Genomic DNA, 19,562 nt, shown 5'->3' with positions numbered 1-19,562 from the left:
CCAGGGGGACCTAAATGACCGGGGGAGCAGCACTGAAACCCGACCTGGGACGGTTCGGCGTATGGCTGGGATCACGGTCCATCACGCCGCAGCTGGCCAGCCGAATCGAATCGCTGGGCTATGGCGCGGTGTGGATTGGCGGATCACCGGACGCCGACCTGGCCTGGGTCGAACCTGCCCTCGCCGCAACCGACTCGCTACAACTGGCCACCGGGATCGTCAACATCTGGTCCGCGCCGGCCACGCCGGTCGCGCGGTCTTACGAACGCATCGAAAGCGCCTATCCCGGAAGGTTTTTGCTCGGCATCGGGGTGGGCCACCGCGAGCACACCGAGGAGTACGTCAGGCCCTACGACGCGTTGGTCGGTTACCTCGACGAACTCGACGCGGCGATGGTGCCGACCAGCCGGCGAGTGCTGGCGGCGCTCGGCCCGCGGGTGTTGCAGTTGGCGGCCGAACGCAGCGCCGGCGCGCACCCGTACCTCACCACACCCCAACACACGGCCAAGGCGCGCGAACTCGTCGGAAGCTCGGTGTTCCTGGCGCCCGAACACAAGGTCGTGCTCAGCACCGATGCCTCCGAAGCCCGCGCCATCGGTCGCCGGTATGCGAACTTCTACCTGGACCTCAGCAACTACGTGAACAACTGGCTGCGGTCGGGATTCACCCACGACGACGTGCGCAAGCCGGGCAGCGACAAGCTGATCGACGCGGTGGTGGCCTACGGCACCCCGGAGGCCATCGCGCAACGCCTCACCGAACACCTGGATGCCGGCGCAGACCACGTCGCGGTCCAGCCGCTCGACGCGACGCCCGACGACGAAGTGGTGCGCGTCCTGGGAGAACTGGCGGGACCGCTGGGCCTCACCCGTTAGGGTTTGACCATGCGGCTATTGGTCACCGGGGGTGCCGGTTTCATCGGCACCAATTTCGTGCACAGCACCGTCCGCGAGCGTCCCGATGTCGCGGTGACGGTGCTCGACGCCATGACCTACGCCGGGCGACGCGAGTCGCTGGCGGATCTGGGCGATGCGATCAGGCTGGTGGAGGGCGATATCACCGACGGCGCGCTGGTTTCCACGCTGGTCGGCGAGTCCGACGCGGTCGTGCATCTTGCGGCCGAAAGCCACGTCGACAACGCGCTGTACGACCCGGAGCCGTTTCTGCACACCAATGTGATCGGGACGTACACCATCCTGGAAGCGGTGCGGCGCTACGGTGTGCGGCTGCACCACGTCTCGACCGATGAGGTCTACGGCGACCTGGCGCTCGACGACCCGCAGCGGTTCACCGAGTCGACGCCCTACAACCCGTCCAGCCCGTACTCGGCGACCAAGGCCGCCGCCGACATGCTGGTCCGGGCCTGGGTGCGGTCGTATGGGGTGCGCGCGACAATCTCCAACTGTTCCAACAACTATGGGCCGTATCAGCACGTCGAGAAATTCATCCCGCGTCAGATCACCAACGTCCTCACCGGCCGGCGACCCAAGTTGTACGGCAGCGGTGCCAACATTCGCGACTGGATCCACGTCGACGATCACAACAGCGCGGTCTGGCGGATCCTGGAGAAGGGCGAGATCGGCCGGACCTATCTGATCAGCGCCGACGGCGAGCGCGACAACCTGACGGTGCTGCGCACGCTGCTGCAGATGCTGGGCCGCGACCCCGACGACTTCGACACTGTCCCCGACCGCATTGGTCATGACCTCCGATACGCCATCGACTCATCGGCGTTGTGCGACGAATTGTATTGGGCGCCAAAGCACACCGACTTCGACGAGGGTCTCCGGTCCACCATTGACTGGTACCGGAACAACGAATCCTGGTGGCGTCCGCTGAAGGACGATGCCGAGGCCCGCTACGAAGCGCGCGGTCAGTGAGATGAAGGTTCGCGAGCTCGACATCCCCGGCGCCTGGGAAATCACTCCCGAGATCCACGGCGACTCGCGTGGCCTGTTCTTCGAATGGCTCACCGATCGCGGGTTCAGCGCCTTCGCCGGTCATTCGTTGGACGTCCGGCAAGCCAACTGCTCGGTTTCTGCCGCCGGAGTGTTGCGCGGCCTGCACTTCGCCGAGCTGCCACCGAGCCAAGCCAAGTACGTCACCTGCGTGGCGGGCTCCGTATTCGACGTCGTCGTCGATATCCGTTTGGGCTCACCGACATTCGGCCGATGGGATTCCGTGCTGCTCAACGACTCCGACCGCAGGACGATCTATATCTCCGAAGGCCTCGCCCACGGATTCCTTGCGCTGCAAGACAATTCGACGGTGATGTACTTGTGCTCGTCGGAATACAACCCGCAACGCGAGCACACGATCTGTGCGACGGATCCGGAGCTGGCAATCGACTGGCCTTTGGTCGGCGGTGCCGCACCAAGCTTGTCGGATCGCGACGCGGCGGCCCCCAGCTTCGATGAAGTGCGCAAATCCGGTGTCCTGCCCGCCTGGCAGGACACGCAGCGATTCATCGCCAGCTTGCCGAGCAAATAATCGAACGGCGATACATACTGCTTGTGTGAAGCGTCAGTTGTCAGTCGCCGTTGCAGCCGTGACGATCGTTGCCGGCGCGGCCGGCTGTTCCGGCGGCAAGAAGGCCTCCGGCCCGTCGTCCACCTCGGCGGCGCCGTCCAACACAAGCTCCAGCGCCGCCCCCGCGAGCAGCACGGTCGCGACGGCGCCGGGGGAAGCGAAGGTCAGCGTGGGCGGTGAGCCCCTGAATGTCAGCGGCCCGGTGGTGTGCGCGACGAGCAACGGCAAGTTCTCCATCGCGATCGGCGAGGCGGTCACCGGCGTGATCGTCGGGCTGGAGCCCGACGCATCGGTGGTCCACGACGTCGGACTCGGGTCGATCAACGACGTGGTGCTGAGCTTCACCGAGGGCGCGCCCGGTAACAGCGCCGGCGCCACCAAGAACGGCAACAGCTATCACATCACCGGTACTGCCACCGGTGTGAACAACGTCGGCCTGCAGGTCAGTAAGGCCTTCACGATCGACGCCACCTGCCCCTAAGGCTGAACGGCCTTAAGCCGACGCCACCTCACCAGGGTTCCCGCCCACAGCAGCACCGTCAGCAGTTCGGCCGCCACGCTGATGACGGCATGGGGAGCTGGGTCCCAGCCGCGTTCGGAAAAGCCGAACAGCCCGACGGTCCTCGAGAGGGCGAACGCCACCAGCGACCCGCCGGCCACCGCGGCGGCGACCCATTGCAGCCATGGCGGACCGCCGATGCTGATCAGCAGAGCCAGGGCGAACAAGGCGCTGGCCTGGACCAGAAAGGCGGTGCCGATCATCGGAATGTGTTGATACCCGTGGATATAAAGGTAGGCATGGCTGGTGGCGCTGACGGCCAGGGACAGGGCCAGACCGATCCGAAGCAGGAATGTCATTGCAGCTTAGCCTCTTTCAGCGCCAGGGCGGTCCGCCCCTTGGTGTAGTTGACCTCGCGAATGCCCAGGGCGTCGTGCAGCCTGCCGGCCGGCAGCGTGACCGGCTTGGGCGCGGGCCCATCCCCGGGATGCGGCAGCGGATAGGCCGTCGTCGTCCCGCTGTAGAAGGTCACGTTGCCTTCCGTCTTGGAAAACAGTTGGTGCACATGGCCGTTGAGGCACGTCACCGACGAGAAGCGCCCCAGATAGCTCAGCGCCTGGGTGGCATCGTCGGTGCCCCAGCCCCAATCCGGGTACATCGCGAACAGCGGGATATGACTGAAAACGATGATGGGCGTGTCGTTCGACAGCCCCGCGACGTCCTTCTCGACGAACTCGAGCTGATCGGTGCCCAAATGCCCGAGCTTCTTCAGGTTCAAGGTGTTCACTAGGGCGATCACGTGCACGCCGGCGATGTCGAAGCTGTACCAGCCGTCGCCGCGGGTTCCCGCACCGAAGGCGCTCCGGTACTTCTGACCCGCGTCGTCGACCGAATCGTGTTCGCCCGGCACCGTGAACACGTGCGGAGTCTGCAGCTTGCCCAGCATCTGCTTCACCTGGTCGAACTGGTCGGGAGTCGACAGGTGGGTGAGGTCGCCGGTGTGAATGACGAAATCCGGTGTGTAGCCGAGGCTGTTGATCTGATCGATCGCATGGCCGAACGTGCCGGTGACGTCCGGGTTGGGCGGACCGGAGAAACCGATGTGGCTGTCGCTGACTTGGGCGAACCGCAGGGTGGGCCGGGCTTGAGCGTGCGAGGCCGAAGCCGTACCCGCGACATGCGAGATCACCTCGCCGCCAACGACGGCGAATCCGACCGCCGCGCCGAACCACGCGGAGTGCCGGATGAGCTGGCGGCGAGTCATGGTGTTCGGGTCTTGCTTGGTCATTCCGTCACCACCACGGTGCCGTGCATCATCGGGTGGATCGAGCAGACGTAGTCGAACTTTCCGGCGGTCGGAAAGGTGTGGCTGAAGGTGGCGCCCGTCCCCATCCCCGGCGAGTGAAACGAACCGTCGCTGGCGGCCACCGTGTGCGGTTCTTCGTCGCGGTTGGTCCAGGTGACAGTGCTGCCCGCCTTGACGGTCAGCGTCGCCGGCGCGAAGGCGAAGTTGTCGATGCTGACCTCGTCACCCGCGGCCGCCGCCGGCGATCCGGTTGCCGACGCCGAGCCCGTCGGTGCGGCCGAGGCCGGCGGCATCCCGCTCATTCCCGGCATCCCGGGGGTGGCGCTCGCACCGGAGCCGAAGGTGACCGACGGTTGGGCTGCCCGCGGCGAAGACGAGCATCCGGCCAGCACCACACCGGCGGCGACCGCCGCGACCACTTGTTTTCGAAGTATGGGGATATCCATGCCAAGAGATAGGGCAGCGGGTTACACGGGTCGTGCCGGAGCGAATACCTCGATCACCCCGTTGACCTCGCGAACCATCAGCGTGGGCAACGGCTTTGGTGCGATCGGAAGCTGGTGGGTGAGCACCTGCCCGGTGGGCGAGAACGACGTGGTGTGGCAGGGACAGCGCAGCCGGTCGTCGGGCGCGTCGAACCACAGCCGGCACCCCTGATGCGTGCACACCCCGGAGATGGCCTCGAGTTTGCCGTCGACACGGCGAACGAATCCGCTGACTGAGCCCAGATCGAAGGGATGCATGCGCCCGTCCGGCACGTCCGAGCTGGCCGCGACCCGCTGCCAGCTTCCGTCGTTGGGCGTGAGTTGGCCCGCGACGGCGGGGGCTTCGGCGGGGCCGCCCGTCACCGCCCGATCGATGGAGACGGCGGCCGCGGCGGCCGCGGCGGCCGCCGAGGTGCCGACGATGACCTGCCGGCGCGTGGTGTTGGCCTTCGGCGCGGCGGCCGGCGGCGTGCCGGACATCTGCTCCGCGAGGCGACCGTGCAGGTCGGCCAGGAATTCGGGGCGGGGAGCGTCGTCAACCTCGGAACCCTGGCGGGCCGCCCGCAATTCGATCGCCGTGCGGATCTGCGCCGCCTCGAAGTCGTCCGGCGCGAACGGCTTTGGCCGGCGGCCCCGCAGCAGGTCGTCGACGTAGCGGCGTAGTCCGCGCGCGTTCATGGCTGGCCCCCATCGTTGACTTGCGCTGCCAGTCGCAGAGCGCGGTGTTGGAGAACTTTGGCGTTGGCGACGCTGATCCCAAGTTCGGTCGCGGACTCCTTGATCGAATTGCCTTGCAGGAAACGCAGTTCCAAAATTCGGCGGTAGCGGTCCGGCAGATTGTCGAGCACCTGCGCGACGCGCTGGGGTGCGGTGCTGATCGCTTCCTCGCTCTCGGGCGGTTGTTCGATGTCCTCGATCGCGGTGATTTCGCGGCCCATGGTCTCGCGCCAATGCGCGGCCAGCACCGTTCGGGCCGTCGCCCGCAGGTACGCGCGCACCTCGCCGACGCTCGCGGTCAGGCGCAGCGGCCGCAGCGCGGCAAGGAAGACCTCGGCGGTGAGGTCTTCGGCATCGGCCCGGTTGCCGACGCGAGCAAACAGCGTCCGGTACACCCAGGCCGCGTTGTCCTGATACACCGCGTTCCAGTCGGTATAGCCATCGTCCGGCACCGCGCGCAATGGTCGCGGGCCGACGGGTTCGTTTTGCGCCGCCACGTGCCTCCTTTACCGACCAATATCAGCTCGGGTTACACCGACGGCGCGCTGAGCGAGGCTTCCTGGACCATCAGCTGGTCGAGTTTGGTGGCGGTGGCGGACAGCGCCGACTTGGCCATGCCCAGTATCCGGTCCTGCACTCGGGGCTTCGCCGACGCCGGCGCCAGGAGGTGGCCCATCAGGTGACCGAAAAGGTCCAGGCGCGCGCCGGCGAGCCACGCGGTCAGGTCCGGGTCCTCCATCCAGCGCAGCTGGTTTCCGTAGTCGGCCAAGGCGATGCGCAGCCAGTCGAGGTCGGTGTCCGGATGCGGCAGTGGCACGCACAGCCGGTTTTTCACGGCGTCATCGGGGTAAGCGGTCTCGACGTGGCCGACCAGTGCGGCGCTGAATATTTGTTGGCACCCGCGCACGCTTTGTAGCGTGATGCGGCCGGTATCGAAAATGGGTGTGGCGGGCCGTTTTTCGGCCCCGTCAGCGCTGCAGTCGATGTACAGCGCACGGCCGTCCATCGCGACCGATCCGTCGTCGAGGACCATTTCGTCGGCGTCGATACGCAGCACGTGGCCCATCCGCACGATGTCGGAGATGCGCCGCAGCTGCTCGAGTTCGAGCCGGGTGACGGTCGCGCAGCGGTACATGGTGGGGCGAACCGCGGGATCGATCCGCAGCAGCGCGCCGGCGTCCTCGAGACGCGCGAACAGGTCCTCGACGGACTCGGCGTCGCGGACGGCCCGCAGTTGCGCGGTGAAGGCGGCCTTGATCTGATCGGCGAGCAACGAGCCGGGCTGGATCGTCGCGCGATCCAATAGCCACGAATCGCGCGGCATGATCCACGTCAGCCGGTCCGGCGCGATGCCCTGGCCCAGCAGCCATAGGCAGGTGTCGATTCCGGTCTTGCCGGCCCCGACGACGACGTAGCGCTCGCGGGCCCGGCGCCGCGGCAAGCCGTTGGGCGCGATGCATTCGACACCGGGCGCGACCTGGTATGGGGGCGGGCGCATCGAGGGAACCATGACGCGCATGTAGGTGGCATCGACGACGCGCCGCGCCACGTTGACGGTGTAGTCGGTCCCCGCCATCGTGACAAAGCGGCCCTCACCGTCATGCAGGCCGACGTATTCGCTCATCGGGAAGTAGCTGACCCGGCCCGTCGGCAAGAGCCGCTGACGCATCACGTGGTCGTAGTAGGCGCAGACTTCCCCGGCCGTCGCGAGCTCGTAGAGCCCTTTGTTCCAGCCGACTTGGTCGATGGTGTCGCTGCCGAGGCGCAACGAGTTAACGCCGTAGAACGCGGAGGGCTGATGCAGCCGCACGAACGGGTAGGCCGTAGTCCAATGCCCGCCCGGCTGGTGGTAGCGATCGACCACCACCACGCGTGCCTCTGTCTCAGAGATCAGCGTGTCGATGAACGCCATGCCCATGGCGCCGGCCCCGACGACGAGGTAGTCGGCCTCGATGGTGTGCATACGGGGTAAAGGCTAGTCGGCCCGGGCTCGCTTCAGCGGATTTCGGCGGCCGCGGTGCGCAGCTCGTCCAAGGCCTTGAGTGCGAGTTCAGCCAGGCTCTGGTCGCCGTTTGCCGTAATCCATTCGGCGAACGCCTCTTTGAAAGCCAACGCGCCCAGCTCGGCAGCCAGGGCGGCCGCCCGTTCCGGCACGCCCCGCGCTCGCAGCGCCTGCACCATGGCCGCAGCGAGGCCGACCTGTTTGAGCGCATCGCGCTCCTGAAGTTCGGTGCTGGTGGCAATGACGGCCTTCACCTGGGGAGCAAGCTCGCGATTGAGCGGGGTCATCGCCCCGGCCGCGCGCTCCAGCCCGGCGGCGACCGCGACGAGCGGGGTGGCGTCCGCGGGCGCCGAGGCGATGCCCTCGGTCAGGAGTTGGGACAACGTCTCCTGCCCGGCCGCCAGCACCTCGCGCTTATCGGGGAAATACCGGAAGAAGGTGCTTTTCGTCAGGCCGGCCCGATCGGCGATCTCGGCGACGGTGGTTCGGTCGTAGCCCCGCTCGGAGAAGAGGTGCAGCGCCGCCTCGACCAGCCGCGCACGCGCATCGGGTTCCCATCGGGGCATGCCGTCATGGTAGGTGATGAGACTTTTGTCCCATCACGATGGTAGTGTGATGGGACATCGGTCCCATCACTTTGAGGAGTGTGTCATGCGAGTTTTCGTCACGGGCGCCACCGGCGGGGTCGGCTCGGCCGTCGTTCCCGAGCTCATCCGCGCGGGCCACGAGGTTCTGGCGCTGGCCCGCTCCGACGCGTCGGCCCAGGCCGCCAAAGCCATGGGGGCCGACGTGCTGCACGGCGACCTCGACGACCCCGAGAGCCTGCGCGCCGGCGCCAAGGACGCCGACGGGGTCGTCCACCTCGCCTTCCTCCACTTCGACGATTTCGATAGGGCCGTCGCGCAGGAGGCGGTCGCCGTCGAGACCTTCGGCGCGGCCCTCGCGGGGAGCGGCAAGCCGTTCGTCATGGCCTCGGGCACGCCCCCCATCGCCGGCCGCGCCTCCACCGAGCGGGACCCCGCGCCGACCGAGGGGCTAATCGGCGGGCGCGGCCGAAACGCCCACGCCGCACTGGAACTGGCGGCCCAAGGAGTCCGCTCGGCGGTGGTCCGCCTCCCCCGCTCGGTCCACCGGGCGGGCGGCCCCTGCGGGTTCGCCTCCCTGCTCGTCGAGGCGGCCCGACGGACCGGGGTCTCCGGATACGTCGGCGACGGCGCCCAGCGCTGGCCGGCTGTGCACGTTCTCGACGCGGCCCGGCTCTTCCGCCTGGTCCTCGAGGAGGCGACGCCCGGGACGGTGGCGCACGCCGTCGGCGACGAGGGCGACCCTATGCGCGCGCTCGCCGAGGCCATCGGGCGCCAGCTCGATCTCCCCGCGGCCTCGGTGCCCGCCGAGCATTTCGGGTTCCTCGGCGCCATATTCGCCCGTGATCAGCCGTCCTCGAGCGAGTTGACCCGGGACAGATTCGGCTGGCGGCCCACCCATCCGAGCCTGCTCGAGGACCTGGAGGCGGGGAACTACCCCCTCTGAGGCTACGGTCGCGACCATGATCAGCTGGAGAGAGTTCACGGCAGCAGCCCCGCGAATCGCGACCATATTCCTCCGCCGCCACGCCGCGACCGGCAACCTCTGCATGTTGGGCACGCTTCGCTCGGACGGGTTTCCCCGGATCAGCCCCATCGAGCCGAGGTTCTTCGAAGATCGGCTCTGGATCGCCGGGATGCCGGGGACGACGAAATTCCATGACCTGTCGCGCGATCCGCGCTTCTGCCTGCACACCGCCACCGTCGACACCGAGGTCAAGGACGGCGACGCAAAGCTGTTCGGCGTTGTTGAGGACGTCCAGGACAAGGACTTGCATCAGCGGTACGCCGAAGCGCTCTACGAACAGACCGGCTTCGACATTCGAGGGCAGGATTTCGATCACCTTTATCGGGCCGACCTGATCGGTGGGTCCGCGGTCGAGGTGACCGATGGCCACCTGGACATCACGATCTGGAAGGACGGCGAAGCCGAGCGCGTCGTGCGCAAGCACTGAGCGCCTTGCTACGCCCGAGCCAAGTTACTAGGATATCCAAGTATTCGCTGCGTAACGACGACTCGAGGCCACCATGACCACACAGATCCCGCACTTCATCGATGGGAAGCGCACCGCCGGCCAATCCAGCCGCACGGCCGATGTTTTCAACCCCAGCACCGGCGCGGTGCAGGCGAAGGTGCCGATGGCCGGTAAGGCCGACATCGACGCGGCGGTGGCCTCGGCCGTCGAGGCCCAAAAGGATTGGGCAGCATGGAATCCGCAGCGCCGCGCCCGGGTGATGATGCGCTTCATCGAGCTGGTCAACGCCAACAGCGACGAGCTGGCCGAGCTGCTGTCCCTCGAGCACGGCAAGACGGTCGCCGACGCCAAGGGCGACATCCAGCGCGGCATCGAGGTGATCGAGTTCTGCATCGGGATCCCGCATCTGCTCAAGGGCGAGTACAGCGAGGGCGCCGGCCCGGGCATCGACGTCTATTCGTTGCGTCAGCCCCTGGGTGTGGTCGCGGGCATCACGCCGTTCAACTTCCCGGCAATGATCCCGCTGTGGAAGGCCGGACCGGCCCTCGCGTGTGGCAACGCGTTCGTGCTCAAGCCCAGCGAACGTGACCCGTCTGTCCCCGTGCGTCTGGCCGAGCTGTTCTTGGAGGCCGGCCTGCCGCCCGGCGTGTTCCAGGTGGTGCACGGCGACAAGGAAGCTGTCGACGCCATCCTGCACCATCCCGACATCAAGGCCGTGGGCTTCGTCGGCAGCTCCGACATCGCCCACTACATCTATTCGACCGCCGCGGCGACCGGCAAGCGGTCACAGTGCTTCGGCGGCGCCAAGAACCACATGATCGTGATGCCCGACGCCGACCTCGACCAGGCCGTCGACGCGCTCATCGGCGCCGGCTACGGCAGCGCCGGCGAACGCTGCATGGCGATCAGCGTCGCGGTGCCGGTCGGTGAACAAACCGCGGAACGGTTGCGCGCCAGGCTCATTGAGCGAATCAACAACCTGCGCGTCGGGCACAGCCTGGACCCCAAGGCCGACTACGGTCCGCTGGTCACCGACGCCGCGCTGACGCGGGTGCGCGACTACATCGGCCAGGGCGTCGACGCCGGCGCCGAGCTGGTGATCGACGGCCGCGAGCGGACCAGCGACGACCTGACCTTCGGGGACGCCAACCTCGAGGGCGGATTCTTCATCGGCCCCACGCTCTTCGACCACGTCACCCCCGACATGTCGATCTACACCGACGAGATCTTCGGGCCGGTCCTGTGCATCGTGCGCGCGCACGACTACGAGGAGGCCTTGCGGCTGCCGTCGGAGCACGAGTACGGCAACGGCGTGGCGGTTTTCACCCGCGACGGCGACGCCGCCCGTGACTTCGTCTCCCGGGTTCAGGTCGGCATGGTCGGTGTCAACGTGCCGATCCCGGTCCCGGTGGCCTATCACACTTTCGGCGGCTGGAAGCGCTCCGGCTTCGGCGACCTCAACCAGCACGGGCCGGCATCGATCCAGTTCTACACGAAGGTCAAGACGGTCACGTCGCGCTGGCCGTCCGGCATCAAGGACGGCGCCGAATTCGTCATCCCCACAATGAATTAGGGCATCATGTTCACTCTGAACGATGACGAACGCGTCATCACCGAGACGGCGGCCGCGTTCGCCGCCAAATGCCTCGCCCCGCACGCTCTGGAATGGGATACCACCAAGCATTTTCCGACGGACGTGTTGCGCGAGGCCGCCGAGCTCGGCATGGCGGCGATCTATTGCCGCGATGACGTCGGCGGCAGCGGGCTGCGCCGGCTCGACGGGGTTCGGATCTTCGAGCAGTTGGCGATTGCCGACCCTACGACGGCCGCGTTCATGTCCATCCACAACATGTGCGCGTGGATGATCGACACGTTCGGCACCGACGAGCAACGGAAGGAATGGATTCCGCGGTTGGCGCCGATGGACGTCATCGCCAGCTACTGCCTGACCGAGCCGAACGCGGGGTCGGACGCCGGCGCCCTGAGCACGCGCGCCGTCAGGCAGGGTGGCGACTACGTGCTCGACGGGGTCAAGCAGTTCATTTCCGGCGCCGGAGCCTCCGACGTGTACGTCGTGATGGCCCGCACCGGCGGCGACGGCCCGCGCGGCATCTCGGCCTTCATCGTCGAAAAGGACACGCCGGGGCTGAGTTTCGGCTCGCCCGAGGAGAAGATGGGCTGGCACGCGCAACCCACCGCGCAGGTAATCTTCGAGGGTGTGCGGGTCCCCGCCGACGCGATGCTGGGCGGCGCGGATGGCGAGGGTGCCGGCTTCGGCATCGCGATGAACGGTCTCAACGGTGGTCGGCTCAACATCGCGGCCTGCTCGCTGGGCGGCGCGCAGTCCGCCTTCGACAAAGCGGGAGCCTATGTGCGCGAGCGGCAGGCGTTCGGCTCTCCCGTGCTCGACGAGCCCACGATCCGGTTCACCCTGGCCGACATGGCCACTGGGCTGGAGACCTCGCGAATGTTGTTGTGGCGCGCGGCGGCTGCGTTGGACGCCGACGACGCCGACAAGGTCGAGCTGTGCGCGATGGCCAAACGCTATGTCACCGATACCTGCTTCGAGGTTGCGGACAAAGCCCTGCAGCTGCACGGCGGCTATGGCTACCTGCGCGAGTATGGTCTGGAAAAGATCGTCCGCGATCTGCGGGTGCATCGAATCCTGGAAGGGACCAACGAAATAATGCGGGTCGTCATCGGGCGGGCCGAGGCCGCGCGGTTCCGGGCCAGCGTGTAGGAGAGGGAGCCAATGTCGGCGATCGCGTTCTTGGGACTGGGCAACATGGGCGCGCCGATGTCGGCGAATCTGGTTGCCGCCGGACACATCGTGCGCGGGTTCGATCCGGTGCCGGCGGCGGCAGCAGCCGGAGCCGCGGGTGGCGTCACCATATTCGACAGCGCCGCCGAGGCGGTCGCCGCGGCCGACGTGGTGATCACCATGCTGCCCAACGGCGAGTTGGTCAAGCGCTGCTACGTCGACGTGTTGCCCACCGCGCGGGCCGGCGCGCTGTTCATCGACAGCTCAACGATCTCGGTCAACGACGCCCGCGAGGTGCACTCGCTCGCGGAATCGCAGGGGGTTTCGCAGCTGGACGCACCGGTCTCCGGCGGGGTCAAGGGCGCCGTCGCCGGGACGCTGGCGTTCATGGTCGGGGGCGACGAGTCCGCGCTGGAGCGAGCGCGGCCGGTGCTGGAACCGATGGCGGGCAAGGTCATCCACTGCGGTGCGGCCGGGGCCGGGCAGGCGGCCAAGGTGTGCAACAACATGGTGCTGGCGGTGGAGCAGATCGCGATCGGCGAGGCATTCGTGCTGGCCGAGAAGCTCGGGCTGTCGGCGCAGGCGTTGTTCGACGTGATCACCGGCGCGACCGGGAACTGCTGGGCCGTGCACACCAATTGCCCGGTGCCGGGCCCGGTTCCGACATCGCCGGCCAACAACGACTTCAAGCCGGGATTCGCGACCGCGCTGATGAACAAGGACCTGGGCCTGGCGATGGACGCGGTGACGTCAACCGGCTCGTCGGCGCCGCTGGGCACTCACGCCGCGGAGATCTACGCGAAGTTCGCCGCCGACCATGCCGACGAAGACTTCAGCGCGGTGATCGAGGTGCTGCGGGGCGGCTGAGCCAGAAACGGTGCGTCACTGGACCTTTCGGCCCAAAAACGCGGCGAGTTGATCCGCGGTCGCACGCTCGGGTGCACACGGCTGCTCCTCGGCGAAGGGCTTGCCCGGCCCGCGGAACTGGGGCCCGACGAACGCCCGCACCGCGGCGAGTTGCTCGGCCGCCAATTCCGGATCGAGATCCGTCGGCTGCCCGGTGGCGGTCGCGAGGTCCCACGCGTGGGTCAGCACGTCGCTGGTGCGCAGTCCGATGAACATTTGTCCGGGGATCTCGGCGAATGGCAGCTTGAACATCATGGACATCCCGTCCGGACCAGCGAAGACGGCCTGTGCCGCGGCGGCGGACCCCCGGTGCGCCGCCGCGAGGTCGTCGGGCCGGGCCGGCGGCTCAATGGGGGTCTCCGCCCAGAGCCCAACGTGCTCGTTACCGCCGATGACGTGTTCGATCAGATCCCCGATCGCCCACTCCGAGCAGGGCGTCGGGGCGCCCAGCTGGTCGGGGCTGACGTTGGCGAGGACGCGGGCGAACGCGTCCTGAGCGCGCTGGTGAGCAGTGAGTGCGTCCATGCCTAGAAGTCTCCCGCGTTGCGCCGCAGACTTTCAATGGACGACACCAACGCCTGCGATTCGTCGGCCTTCATCCCGATGTCGGCGAACACCTGCTCGTTGAGGGTGACGGTGGCGTCCTCGACGGTGGAGCGGCCGAGATCGGTGATCTGCACCAGGGTCGTCCGGCCGTCGGTGGGGTGCGGCACCCGCTGAACCAGCCCATCGGCCTCCAGCCGGCGGATGGCATGGGTCACGCTGGTGACGTGAACCTGCAGCCGGTCGGACGCCTTGGTGATCGGCAGCGCGCCGGTGCGGCTGAAAGCCAGCAACCGCAGCAACTCGAAACGGGAGAAGCTCAAGTCATAGGGGCGCAGCGCGCTCTCGACGCGAGCCAGCAGGATCTGATGGGCGCGCATCACCGACGTCACCGCGACCATCCCCTGCGAAACATCGCCCCACCCGGCACGCTCCCAGTTGGCGCGTGCCGCCGCGATCGGATCCCGTTTGGAGGCGGCCACGCCCTTTCTTACCGCACTTGGAGCCCCGGCGTGGACTTTCCCACCGCGGACAGCACCGCCTGTGTCGACGCCCGGTTGCCCACGGTGACGCGTGCGCCGCCGTCCGCGTAACAGCGAACCTGCAGTCCGCTGTCGGCGAACGCCTCGCGCCACAGCCGACCCCTCGACGGCAGGTACACGAAGTTGGCGTGGGCGTCGGTGGTGTATATCCCCAGGGCGCTCAGGCGCATCCGGAGGTAGCGACGCTCGGCGGTTATCGATCGGATCCGTTGCAGCAGTTGGCCTTCGGCGTGGTAGGACGCCGCGACCGCGGGCAGGCTGGTCATCGCGATGCCGAACGGCAGCTGCTGGGACCACAGCATGCGGGCCAGCTCGCCGGAGGCCAGACCGTAACCGATCCGCAGGCCGGCCAGCCCGTAGGCCTTGGAGAAGGTCCGTACCACCACGACGTTCGGGAAGCGCCGAACCAGCGCCGCCACATCGATGCGGTGCTCGGCCGCGGCGAACTCGATGTACGCCTCGTCGAGCACCACGGCGGTATCGCGTGGCACGCGGCGCAGGAATCGGAACAGCTGGGCCGCCGGCTCGAGCGTGCCCGTCGGGTTGTGCGGCCGGCACACCACCACCACCCGCGCGGCCGCGGCGGCGTCGGCCAGCCCGTCGAGGTCGTTATGACCGTGCTCATCGAGCGCGACGGTCACCGACCGCAGCCGGGTCATCTCGGCGATGATCGGATAGCCGTCGAAGGTCGGCGTCGACATGGCGATCGCGTCCCCCGGCGCGGTCAGCGCCTGCAACGCCTGCAGCACCACCCCGGTCGCCCCGGCGCCCAGCACCACCTGGTCAGCGGGCACGCCGATGCGCCCGGCGATCAGGTTGCGCAACCGCTCGGGCAGAAACTCCGGATAGCGGTTGGCCGCATCGATGGAGCGGATCAATACCGACCGCACCGCCGGCAGCGGTGGAAACGGGTTTTCGTTCAGCGACAACGCATGCGGATCGATCGCGTCGGGAAACGCGTCGTCGAACTCGACCGCCAGGGGGCCCGCGACCATCAGCCTCGTCCGCCCCACCGCACCGCGGCCGCGCCGGCGAAATCACCGGCGTGCGCGAAGCCCGCCATCATCACCACGTCGCCCGCCCGGACCTGTCCGTCCGATATCGCGCGGTCGAGGTTCACCGGGATCCCGGCGCCGAACAGGTTGCCGCACTCTTCGAAGGTGTCGCGGTGACGTTCCTTGGGCAACTCGAGCGCTTCGCGCCAGTTGCGCAGGAACGCCCGGTTCGGTTGGTTGGTCACCAGCAGGTCGATTTCCTTGGCGGGCAGGCCGATTCGGTCGCAGACCGCCAGCGCGACCTCGGGAACCTGCCGGTTACCCCGGGCGAGCACCTTGGTGATCTTGTTTTCGGTGAACCCGATGCTGCCCTCGCCGAGCCCGGCCGCCCACCACTTGCGGGGCGGGTCGTACGAGAGCGTCATCTCACCCGCGTATTCGCCGTAGGTGCGGCACTCGACGTCAAGGATGGGCGAGTCGTCACCGACCGTGACCAACCCGACAGCGGCGCCGTCACCCGGCACCGCCGACTGCGCCTTGCGCCTGATCGTCGGTTGATCGAAGAACTGACCGGCCGCGTTCTGCGCGATGGCGATCAGCGCGCTGTGACCCTCGCCGGTCGACAACAGCTTACGAGCCACGTTGAGCGCCAACACAAATGCGGCACAACCGCCGTTGTTCAGGTCCAGCACCCAGGAGGGCCGCAGGCCAAGCCGGTGAGCGATGCCGCCCCCTTCGCCGTAGAAGGCCATGTCCGGCACCTGGGTGTGGGTGATCAACACGTCCACGCCTTCGACGGCGTCGTGGCCGTGGCGTTCGATCAGCCCCTGCGCGGCTCGTTCGATCATGTCGATCGCGGTCTCGTCCGGCGCGACGTGATGGCGGTACTTCGGGGCGCGGAACATGACGTTGTCGCGCAGGTCATCGGATTCGGCGAATTGCGCGTAGTACTCGGCGCCGATCGGCTCACCCGGCAGATAGGCGGAGACGTCGATCAGGCTGACGGCGGGCTGGCTCACGGTGTCCTCAGCTCATCCATTTCGGGGTGACCGGCAGGCCGTTGCGGTGGCGGTACTCGGCGATTGCCTTGAGGTTCTTCATCTCCAGCAGGTGGCCGGCGCCGAACATGTCCCAGAAGTCACCGACCCACACCGGGCGCCCGGGCGGCGCGGTCTCCGGATACGGGTTGTGGTCGTAGAACGGATGGTGGCAATTGGTCCACAGCACAACCGAACCCGGCTTGTCGAGCACCACCTGAGCGTCGATGACGCGCATCAGATAGATCATCCACAGGTGCTTGCCCTGATCCCAGGCGCAGTGGTAGTCGACGGTCCGCGCCTGCTCGTTGACGACGGTGCGGGTGTAGATCTCGGTTTCCGAGCCGAGCCGGTCGTGGGCCAGCCACAGGCCCGACTCGTCGGTGGTGGTGAAGCCGCGCAGGCTGTACGTCCACTCCTCGAGACTGCGCGTGTCGGACATGTACTCGAACAGCTCGTCGGGCGGGCAGTCGATGTAATCGTTGACGGTGCAGTATTCGCCGAACACCTGGTCGTGCGGGTAGACCGAACGCATCATCTCCATGATGATCGGTGTGGCCTTTTCCCTGGGGCTGGTTTCGATGCGGACGACCCCGTCGATGGGTGTCGGAATGTCCTCAAGCGCTGGCAGCGACATCGGTTCGGTTCTCCTTCGAGGTTGGAATCTTTTCTGGGGCAGTGGCTTTGGTCGGCGCCTGGGCGAGGAACGGTGCGAACGGAGGGATTTCGTCGGCGGCGCACTCGACGCTGACCACCGCCGGCCCGTCGGCGTCCAGGGCCACGCGCATCGCGGCGGCGAACCCGCCCAGATCGGTGGCGTCAACGGATGTCAGGCCCGGGAACATGGCGGCCAGGCCCGCGCCGAGCCGGCTGGGACGGAATCGGTTGTAGCTGTAGAGATCGTCGTAGAACAGCTGCTCGCGAGTCACGCACATGGCGTGGGCGTTGTTGTTGAACAGCACGAACGTCACGGGCAGCCGGTACTGCACGGCGGTGTGCACCTCCATGCCGTGCATGAAGAACGCCCCATCGCCCGCGATCACCACGGTGCGGCCCCGGGACCGTCCACTCGTGGCTCGCCCGAACGCCATCCCGATGCCGGCCCCAAAGCTGTATCCCATGCCGCCCATGCCGAGCGCGACCGCGAACCTGCCGCCGCGGCGCGCACCGAGGTAATGGATCGCCGCCGCGCCGGTGTTGCCGGCGTCGACCACGATGTCCGTCCCGTCGGGCAGCGCATGGTCCAGCACCGCCATGGCGTCGCGGTAGCGCACACCATCGCCCTCGCAGGGAGGCGGCGTCAGCTCGGTGCGCCGCACCACATCGGGCACCCGCACGCCCGTCGGTCGTCCCCGCCCCGTCAGCGCCTGGGTGAGCATGCGCAGCGAGCCGCGCAGGTCCTCGGTGTGCACGTGAGTGCACGAAACATACGGCGGCGCGGACCCGATTGAGACCGTCCGCACCGCGGCCAGCGCATCGTCCAGTCCGGTCCGCGCGGTGACCGACAGCCGGGTGCCGACCACGAGGCAGACGGCGCTCGCCGCCACCGCTTCGGCCACGCCCGGGTGGCCCATCACGCCGGTCACGCCGAGCGACGACGAGGACCCGAGGCCCGGCGTGCCCGCGACGTCCTTGGCGTCGGGCACGGTGGCCACCCGCGCCCGCAACACCGCACGCAGCGCTTCGAGCTCGGCGCGGGCGTTATCGCGGGCGACCTGCTCGCCCGCGATGATGGTGACCGGGCCCTCAGCGTCGCGTAGCACCGGAACGATCGGAGCCGGATTGCCGATGGGACGCAGCTCACGGGCTGCATTGGCGCCGTCACCATCAATGTCGACGTATCCCTGCTGAATATCCTTGGGCAACAACAACACTGCCGGGCCGCCGGTGCGTGCCGCGGCAATGGCCTCCGACAGCGCGGGCGCGATGTCGGCCGGCGAGAGCACCCGCCGGCACCACAGCGACACCGCGGAAAACACCGCCTCGGCGTCCAGCGATCCGTTGCTGCCGCTGGTGTCCTGAAAACTGCCCCGGCCGTCCATCGTGGTGGCGGTTTGGCCGACCAACGCCAACACAGGAACGCGGCTTGTCAGCGACTCCCCGAGGGCCGCAACGAGGTTCAGCGCGCCGCCGCCCGAGGTTGCCGCGACCACACCCAGTCCGGCCCCGCTGCGGCTGTAGCCATCGGCCATGGTGGCCGCGGAGAATTCGTGCTTGGCCAAAATCGCCGTGATGTCTGTACGGAAATGCGCGGCGTCGTAGAGATCCTCGATGTTGGCACCATCCACGCCGAAGATGTGGTCGACTCCGATGGACGCGAGACGCTCGACGACGTGGTCGACCACGCGCTGCTCCCGAGGCATGTGTGTAACACGACTGGCGGGTAACTTCAGTTCACCGCGGGTGCGAAATTTAGAGCGAGCGCTGCAGCAAGACCTGTCCGGTATCGGCGGATACCACCTGCACGGCGGCGATCTGGTCGATCGGCGTCGAGATGCTGCCCGCGGGCGTGGCGGTGTGGCCCGGTTCGGCCACCCAGGTCGCCAGCCGCGTCTGGCTGCCGTCGCGACCGACCACGACCATCGCGAGCGTGTCGTGGTGCGCATAAATCGGTGCGAGGCAGACGCACTTCAGGTTGATGAATGTCCCCCAGTGCTGGCTGGACAGCGACACCGTGGAGGTCAGCAGGGTGGTGCCGACCTGCGACATGTCCTGCGCGGACGCGACCTGTTGCGGCGGCGTCGAGAAATGCCCCTGCACGCCGACCAGCACCCCGACCCCCAACACGGCGGCCGCAGCGGACGAGGCCACCCAGGTGGTCACGCGGGTACGGCGGCGGCGCCAGCGCACCGTTGCCAGCAACGACGGCAACAGTTCCGGCGACATCTCCGGCGGGGCCGCTTGGGCGGGGCCGGATTCGCCGATCGCGGCCACCTCGTCATGGTCGAGTTGCGAGAGCAGGGCGGGCACGCCGCTGAGTTCGGCGACCGCCTCGCGGCACGCCGGGCAGCCGGCCATGTGCGCCTCGAATTCGCGGCGGTCGACGGCAGACAACGACCCCAGCACGTATGCGGCATCCCACATCGCGTAACGGTGGCTGTCTTCGATAGTCAAGCCAAGTACCTCGTTGTCACCGGGCGGGCCGATGCCCCATTGCGGCGTCCTCATGTCATCCATCTCC

23 protein-coding genes are annotated in these 19,562 nt (G+C 67.8%); 9 read left to right on the top strand and 14 right to left on the bottom strand.

Annotated elements, in window-relative coordinates; genetic code table 11:
• The first annotated feature begins 14 nt into the window (after positions 1-14).
• From A5736_RS21300 to A5736_RS21285, 4 genes are read left to right on the top strand one after another with little or no spacing between them, the layout of a single operon-like run.
• Positions 15-875 (top strand): LLM class F420-dependent oxidoreductase, encoded by an 861-nt coding sequence (locus A5736_RS21300; RefSeq protein ID WP_076248409.1) that lies wholly within the window; start codon positions 15-17, stop codon positions 873-875.
• A 9-nt stretch (positions 876-884) separates the two neighbouring features.
• Complete coding sequence (rfbB, locus tag A5736_RS21295) at positions 885-1,880, top strand: dTDP-glucose 4,6-dehydratase (protein WP_076126322.1); 996 nt, start codon at positions 885-887, stop codon at positions 1,878-1,880.
• A gap of 1 nt (position 1,881) precedes the next feature.
• A complete protein-coding gene (gene rfbC / locus A5736_RS21290) occupies positions 1,882-2,490 on the top strand; it encodes a dTDP-4-dehydrorhamnose 3,5-epimerase (protein WP_076248407.1) in 609 nt (202 codons plus the stop codon).
• Positions 2,491-2,548: 58 nt separating this feature from the next.
• A complete protein-coding gene (locus A5736_RS21285; protein ID WP_254848428.1) occupies positions 2,549-3,010 on the top strand; it encodes a lipoprotein LpqH in 462 nt (153 codons plus the stop codon).
• On the opposite strand, the gene A5736_RS21280 is transcribed toward A5736_RS21285, so the two are convergent.
• The 7 genes from A5736_RS21280 to A5736_RS21250 are packed head-to-tail and all read right to left on the bottom strand — an operon-like array spanning position 3,007 to position 8,104.
• Positions 3,007-3,387 (bottom strand): hypothetical protein, encoded by a 381-nt coding sequence (locus tag A5736_RS21280; protein ID WP_076248404.1) that lies wholly within the window; start codon positions 3,385-3,387, stop codon positions 3,007-3,009. The genes A5736_RS21285 and A5736_RS21280 overlap by 4 nt on opposite strands.
• Entirely contained in the window at positions 3,384-4,316 is a 933-nt protein-coding gene (locus tag A5736_RS21275; protein WP_076248402.1) for a metallophosphoesterase, read from the bottom strand. Before A5736_RS21275 ends, A5736_RS21280 begins: the two co-directional genes overlap by 4 nt.
• The gene (locus A5736_RS21270) at positions 4,313-4,780 is read right to left on the bottom strand and encodes a cupredoxin family copper-binding protein (RefSeq protein WP_076248400.1); all 468 of its coding nucleotides are present in this window, start codon (positions 4,778-4,780) and stop codon (positions 4,313-4,315) included. The genes A5736_RS21275 and A5736_RS21270 overlap by 4 nt, the downstream gene beginning before the upstream one ends.
• A gap of 21 nt (positions 4,781-4,801) precedes the next feature.
• Positions 4,802-5,497 (bottom strand): Rieske (2Fe-2S) protein, encoded by a 696-nt coding sequence (locus tag A5736_RS21265; RefSeq protein ID WP_076126310.1) that lies wholly within the window; start codon positions 5,495-5,497, stop codon positions 4,802-4,804.
• Positions 5,494-6,033: an RNA polymerase sigma factor gene (locus A5736_RS21260; RefSeq protein WP_076248399.1), complete on the bottom strand. Its 540-nt coding sequence runs from the start codon at positions 6,031-6,033 to the stop codon at positions 5,494-5,496. The genes A5736_RS21265 and A5736_RS21260 overlap by 4 nt, the downstream gene beginning before the upstream one ends.
• A gap of 32 nt (positions 6,034-6,065) precedes the next feature.
• Positions 6,066-7,499, bottom strand: coding sequence for an FAD/NAD(P)-binding protein (locus tag A5736_RS21255; RefSeq protein WP_076248397.1), 1,434 nt, complete (start codon positions 7,497-7,499; stop codon positions 6,066-6,068).
• A 32-nt stretch (positions 7,500-7,531) separates the two neighbouring features.
• Positions 7,532-8,104 (bottom strand): TetR/AcrR family transcriptional regulator, encoded by a 573-nt coding sequence (locus A5736_RS21250; RefSeq protein ID WP_076248396.1) that lies wholly within the window; start codon positions 8,102-8,104, stop codon positions 7,532-7,534.
• A gap of 85 nt (positions 8,105-8,189) precedes the next feature.
• Between A5736_RS21250 and A5736_RS21245 the strand changes: the two genes are divergently transcribed.
• The 5 genes from A5736_RS21245 to mmsB all read left to right on the top strand — a co-directional run bounded on the left by A5736_RS21245 (position 8,190) and on the right by mmsB (position 13,225).
• On the top strand, positions 8,190-9,068 hold the full coding sequence (locus A5736_RS21245; RefSeq protein ID WP_076248394.1) for an SDR family oxidoreductase: 879 nt from the start codon (positions 8,190-8,192) through the stop codon (positions 9,066-9,068).
• 16 nt (positions 9,069-9,084) lie between these two features.
• On the top strand, positions 9,085-9,576 hold the full coding sequence (locus tag A5736_RS21240) for a pyridoxamine 5'-phosphate oxidase family protein (RefSeq protein ID WP_076248392.1): 492 nt from the start codon (positions 9,085-9,087) through the stop codon (positions 9,574-9,576).
• Between the two features lie 73 nt (positions 9,577-9,649).
• Positions 9,650-11,170, top strand: coding sequence for a CoA-acylating methylmalonate-semialdehyde dehydrogenase (locus A5736_RS21235; protein ID WP_076126300.1), 1,521 nt, complete (start codon positions 9,650-9,652; stop codon positions 11,168-11,170).
• Between the two features lie 6 nt (positions 11,171-11,176).
• A complete protein-coding gene (locus A5736_RS21230; RefSeq protein WP_076248391.1) occupies positions 11,177-12,337 on the top strand; it encodes an acyl-CoA dehydrogenase family protein in 1,161 nt (386 codons plus the stop codon).
• A 12-nt stretch (positions 12,338-12,349) separates the two neighbouring features.
• On the top strand, positions 12,350-13,225 hold the full coding sequence (mmsB, locus tag A5736_RS21225) for a 3-hydroxyisobutyrate dehydrogenase (RefSeq protein ID WP_076126295.1): 876 nt from the start codon (positions 12,350-12,352) through the stop codon (positions 13,223-13,225).
• A 15-nt stretch (positions 13,226-13,240) separates the two neighbouring features.
• Here mmsB and A5736_RS21220 read toward each other — a convergent pair whose 3' ends face one another.
• The 7 genes from A5736_RS21220 to A5736_RS21190 are packed head-to-tail and all read right to left on the bottom strand — an operon-like array spanning position 13,241 to position 19,549.
• On the bottom strand, positions 13,241-13,789 hold the full coding sequence (locus tag A5736_RS21220; RefSeq protein WP_076248389.1) for a TIGR03086 family metal-binding protein: 549 nt from the start codon (positions 13,787-13,789) through the stop codon (positions 13,241-13,243).
• Between the two features lie 2 nt (positions 13,790-13,791).
• Positions 13,792-14,289, bottom strand: coding sequence for a MarR family transcriptional regulator (locus A5736_RS21215; protein WP_076126291.1), 498 nt, complete (start codon positions 14,287-14,289; stop codon positions 13,792-13,794).
• An 8-nt stretch (positions 14,290-14,297) separates the two neighbouring features.
• Positions 14,298-15,344, bottom strand: coding sequence for a histidinol-phosphate transaminase (locus A5736_RS21210; RefSeq protein ID WP_076126519.1), 1,047 nt, complete (start codon positions 15,342-15,344; stop codon positions 14,298-14,300).
• The gene (locus A5736_RS21205) at positions 15,344-16,363 is read right to left on the bottom strand and encodes a 3-oxoacyl-ACP synthase III family protein (RefSeq protein WP_076248388.1); all 1,020 of its coding nucleotides are present in this window, start codon (positions 16,361-16,363) and stop codon (positions 15,344-15,346) included. The genes A5736_RS21210 and A5736_RS21205 overlap by 1 nt, the downstream gene beginning before the upstream one ends.
• Positions 16,364-16,370: 7 nt before the next feature.
• Positions 16,371-17,018, bottom strand: a complete 648-nt coding sequence (locus A5736_RS21200) for an SRPBCC family protein (protein WP_076248386.1) — start codon at positions 17,016-17,018, stop codon at positions 16,371-16,373.
• Entirely contained in the window at positions 16,999-18,744 is a 1,746-nt protein-coding gene (locus A5736_RS21195) for a thiamine pyrophosphate-binding protein (RefSeq protein ID WP_076126287.1), read from the bottom strand. Before A5736_RS21195 ends, A5736_RS21200 begins: the two co-directional genes overlap by 20 nt.
• Positions 18,745-18,793: 49 nt before the next feature.
• A complete protein-coding gene (locus A5736_RS21190) occupies positions 18,794-19,549 on the bottom strand; it encodes an anti-sigma factor (protein WP_233148077.1) in 756 nt (251 codons plus the stop codon).
• Positions 19,550-19,562: the final 13 nt, after the last annotated feature.

The organism is Mycobacterium sp. SP-6446 (assembly GCF_001954045.1).
Lineage (GTDB): Bacteria > Actinomycetota > Actinomycetes > Mycobacteriales > Mycobacteriaceae > Mycobacterium.
This window is presented reverse-complemented; position numbering and strand designations above follow the sequence as displayed.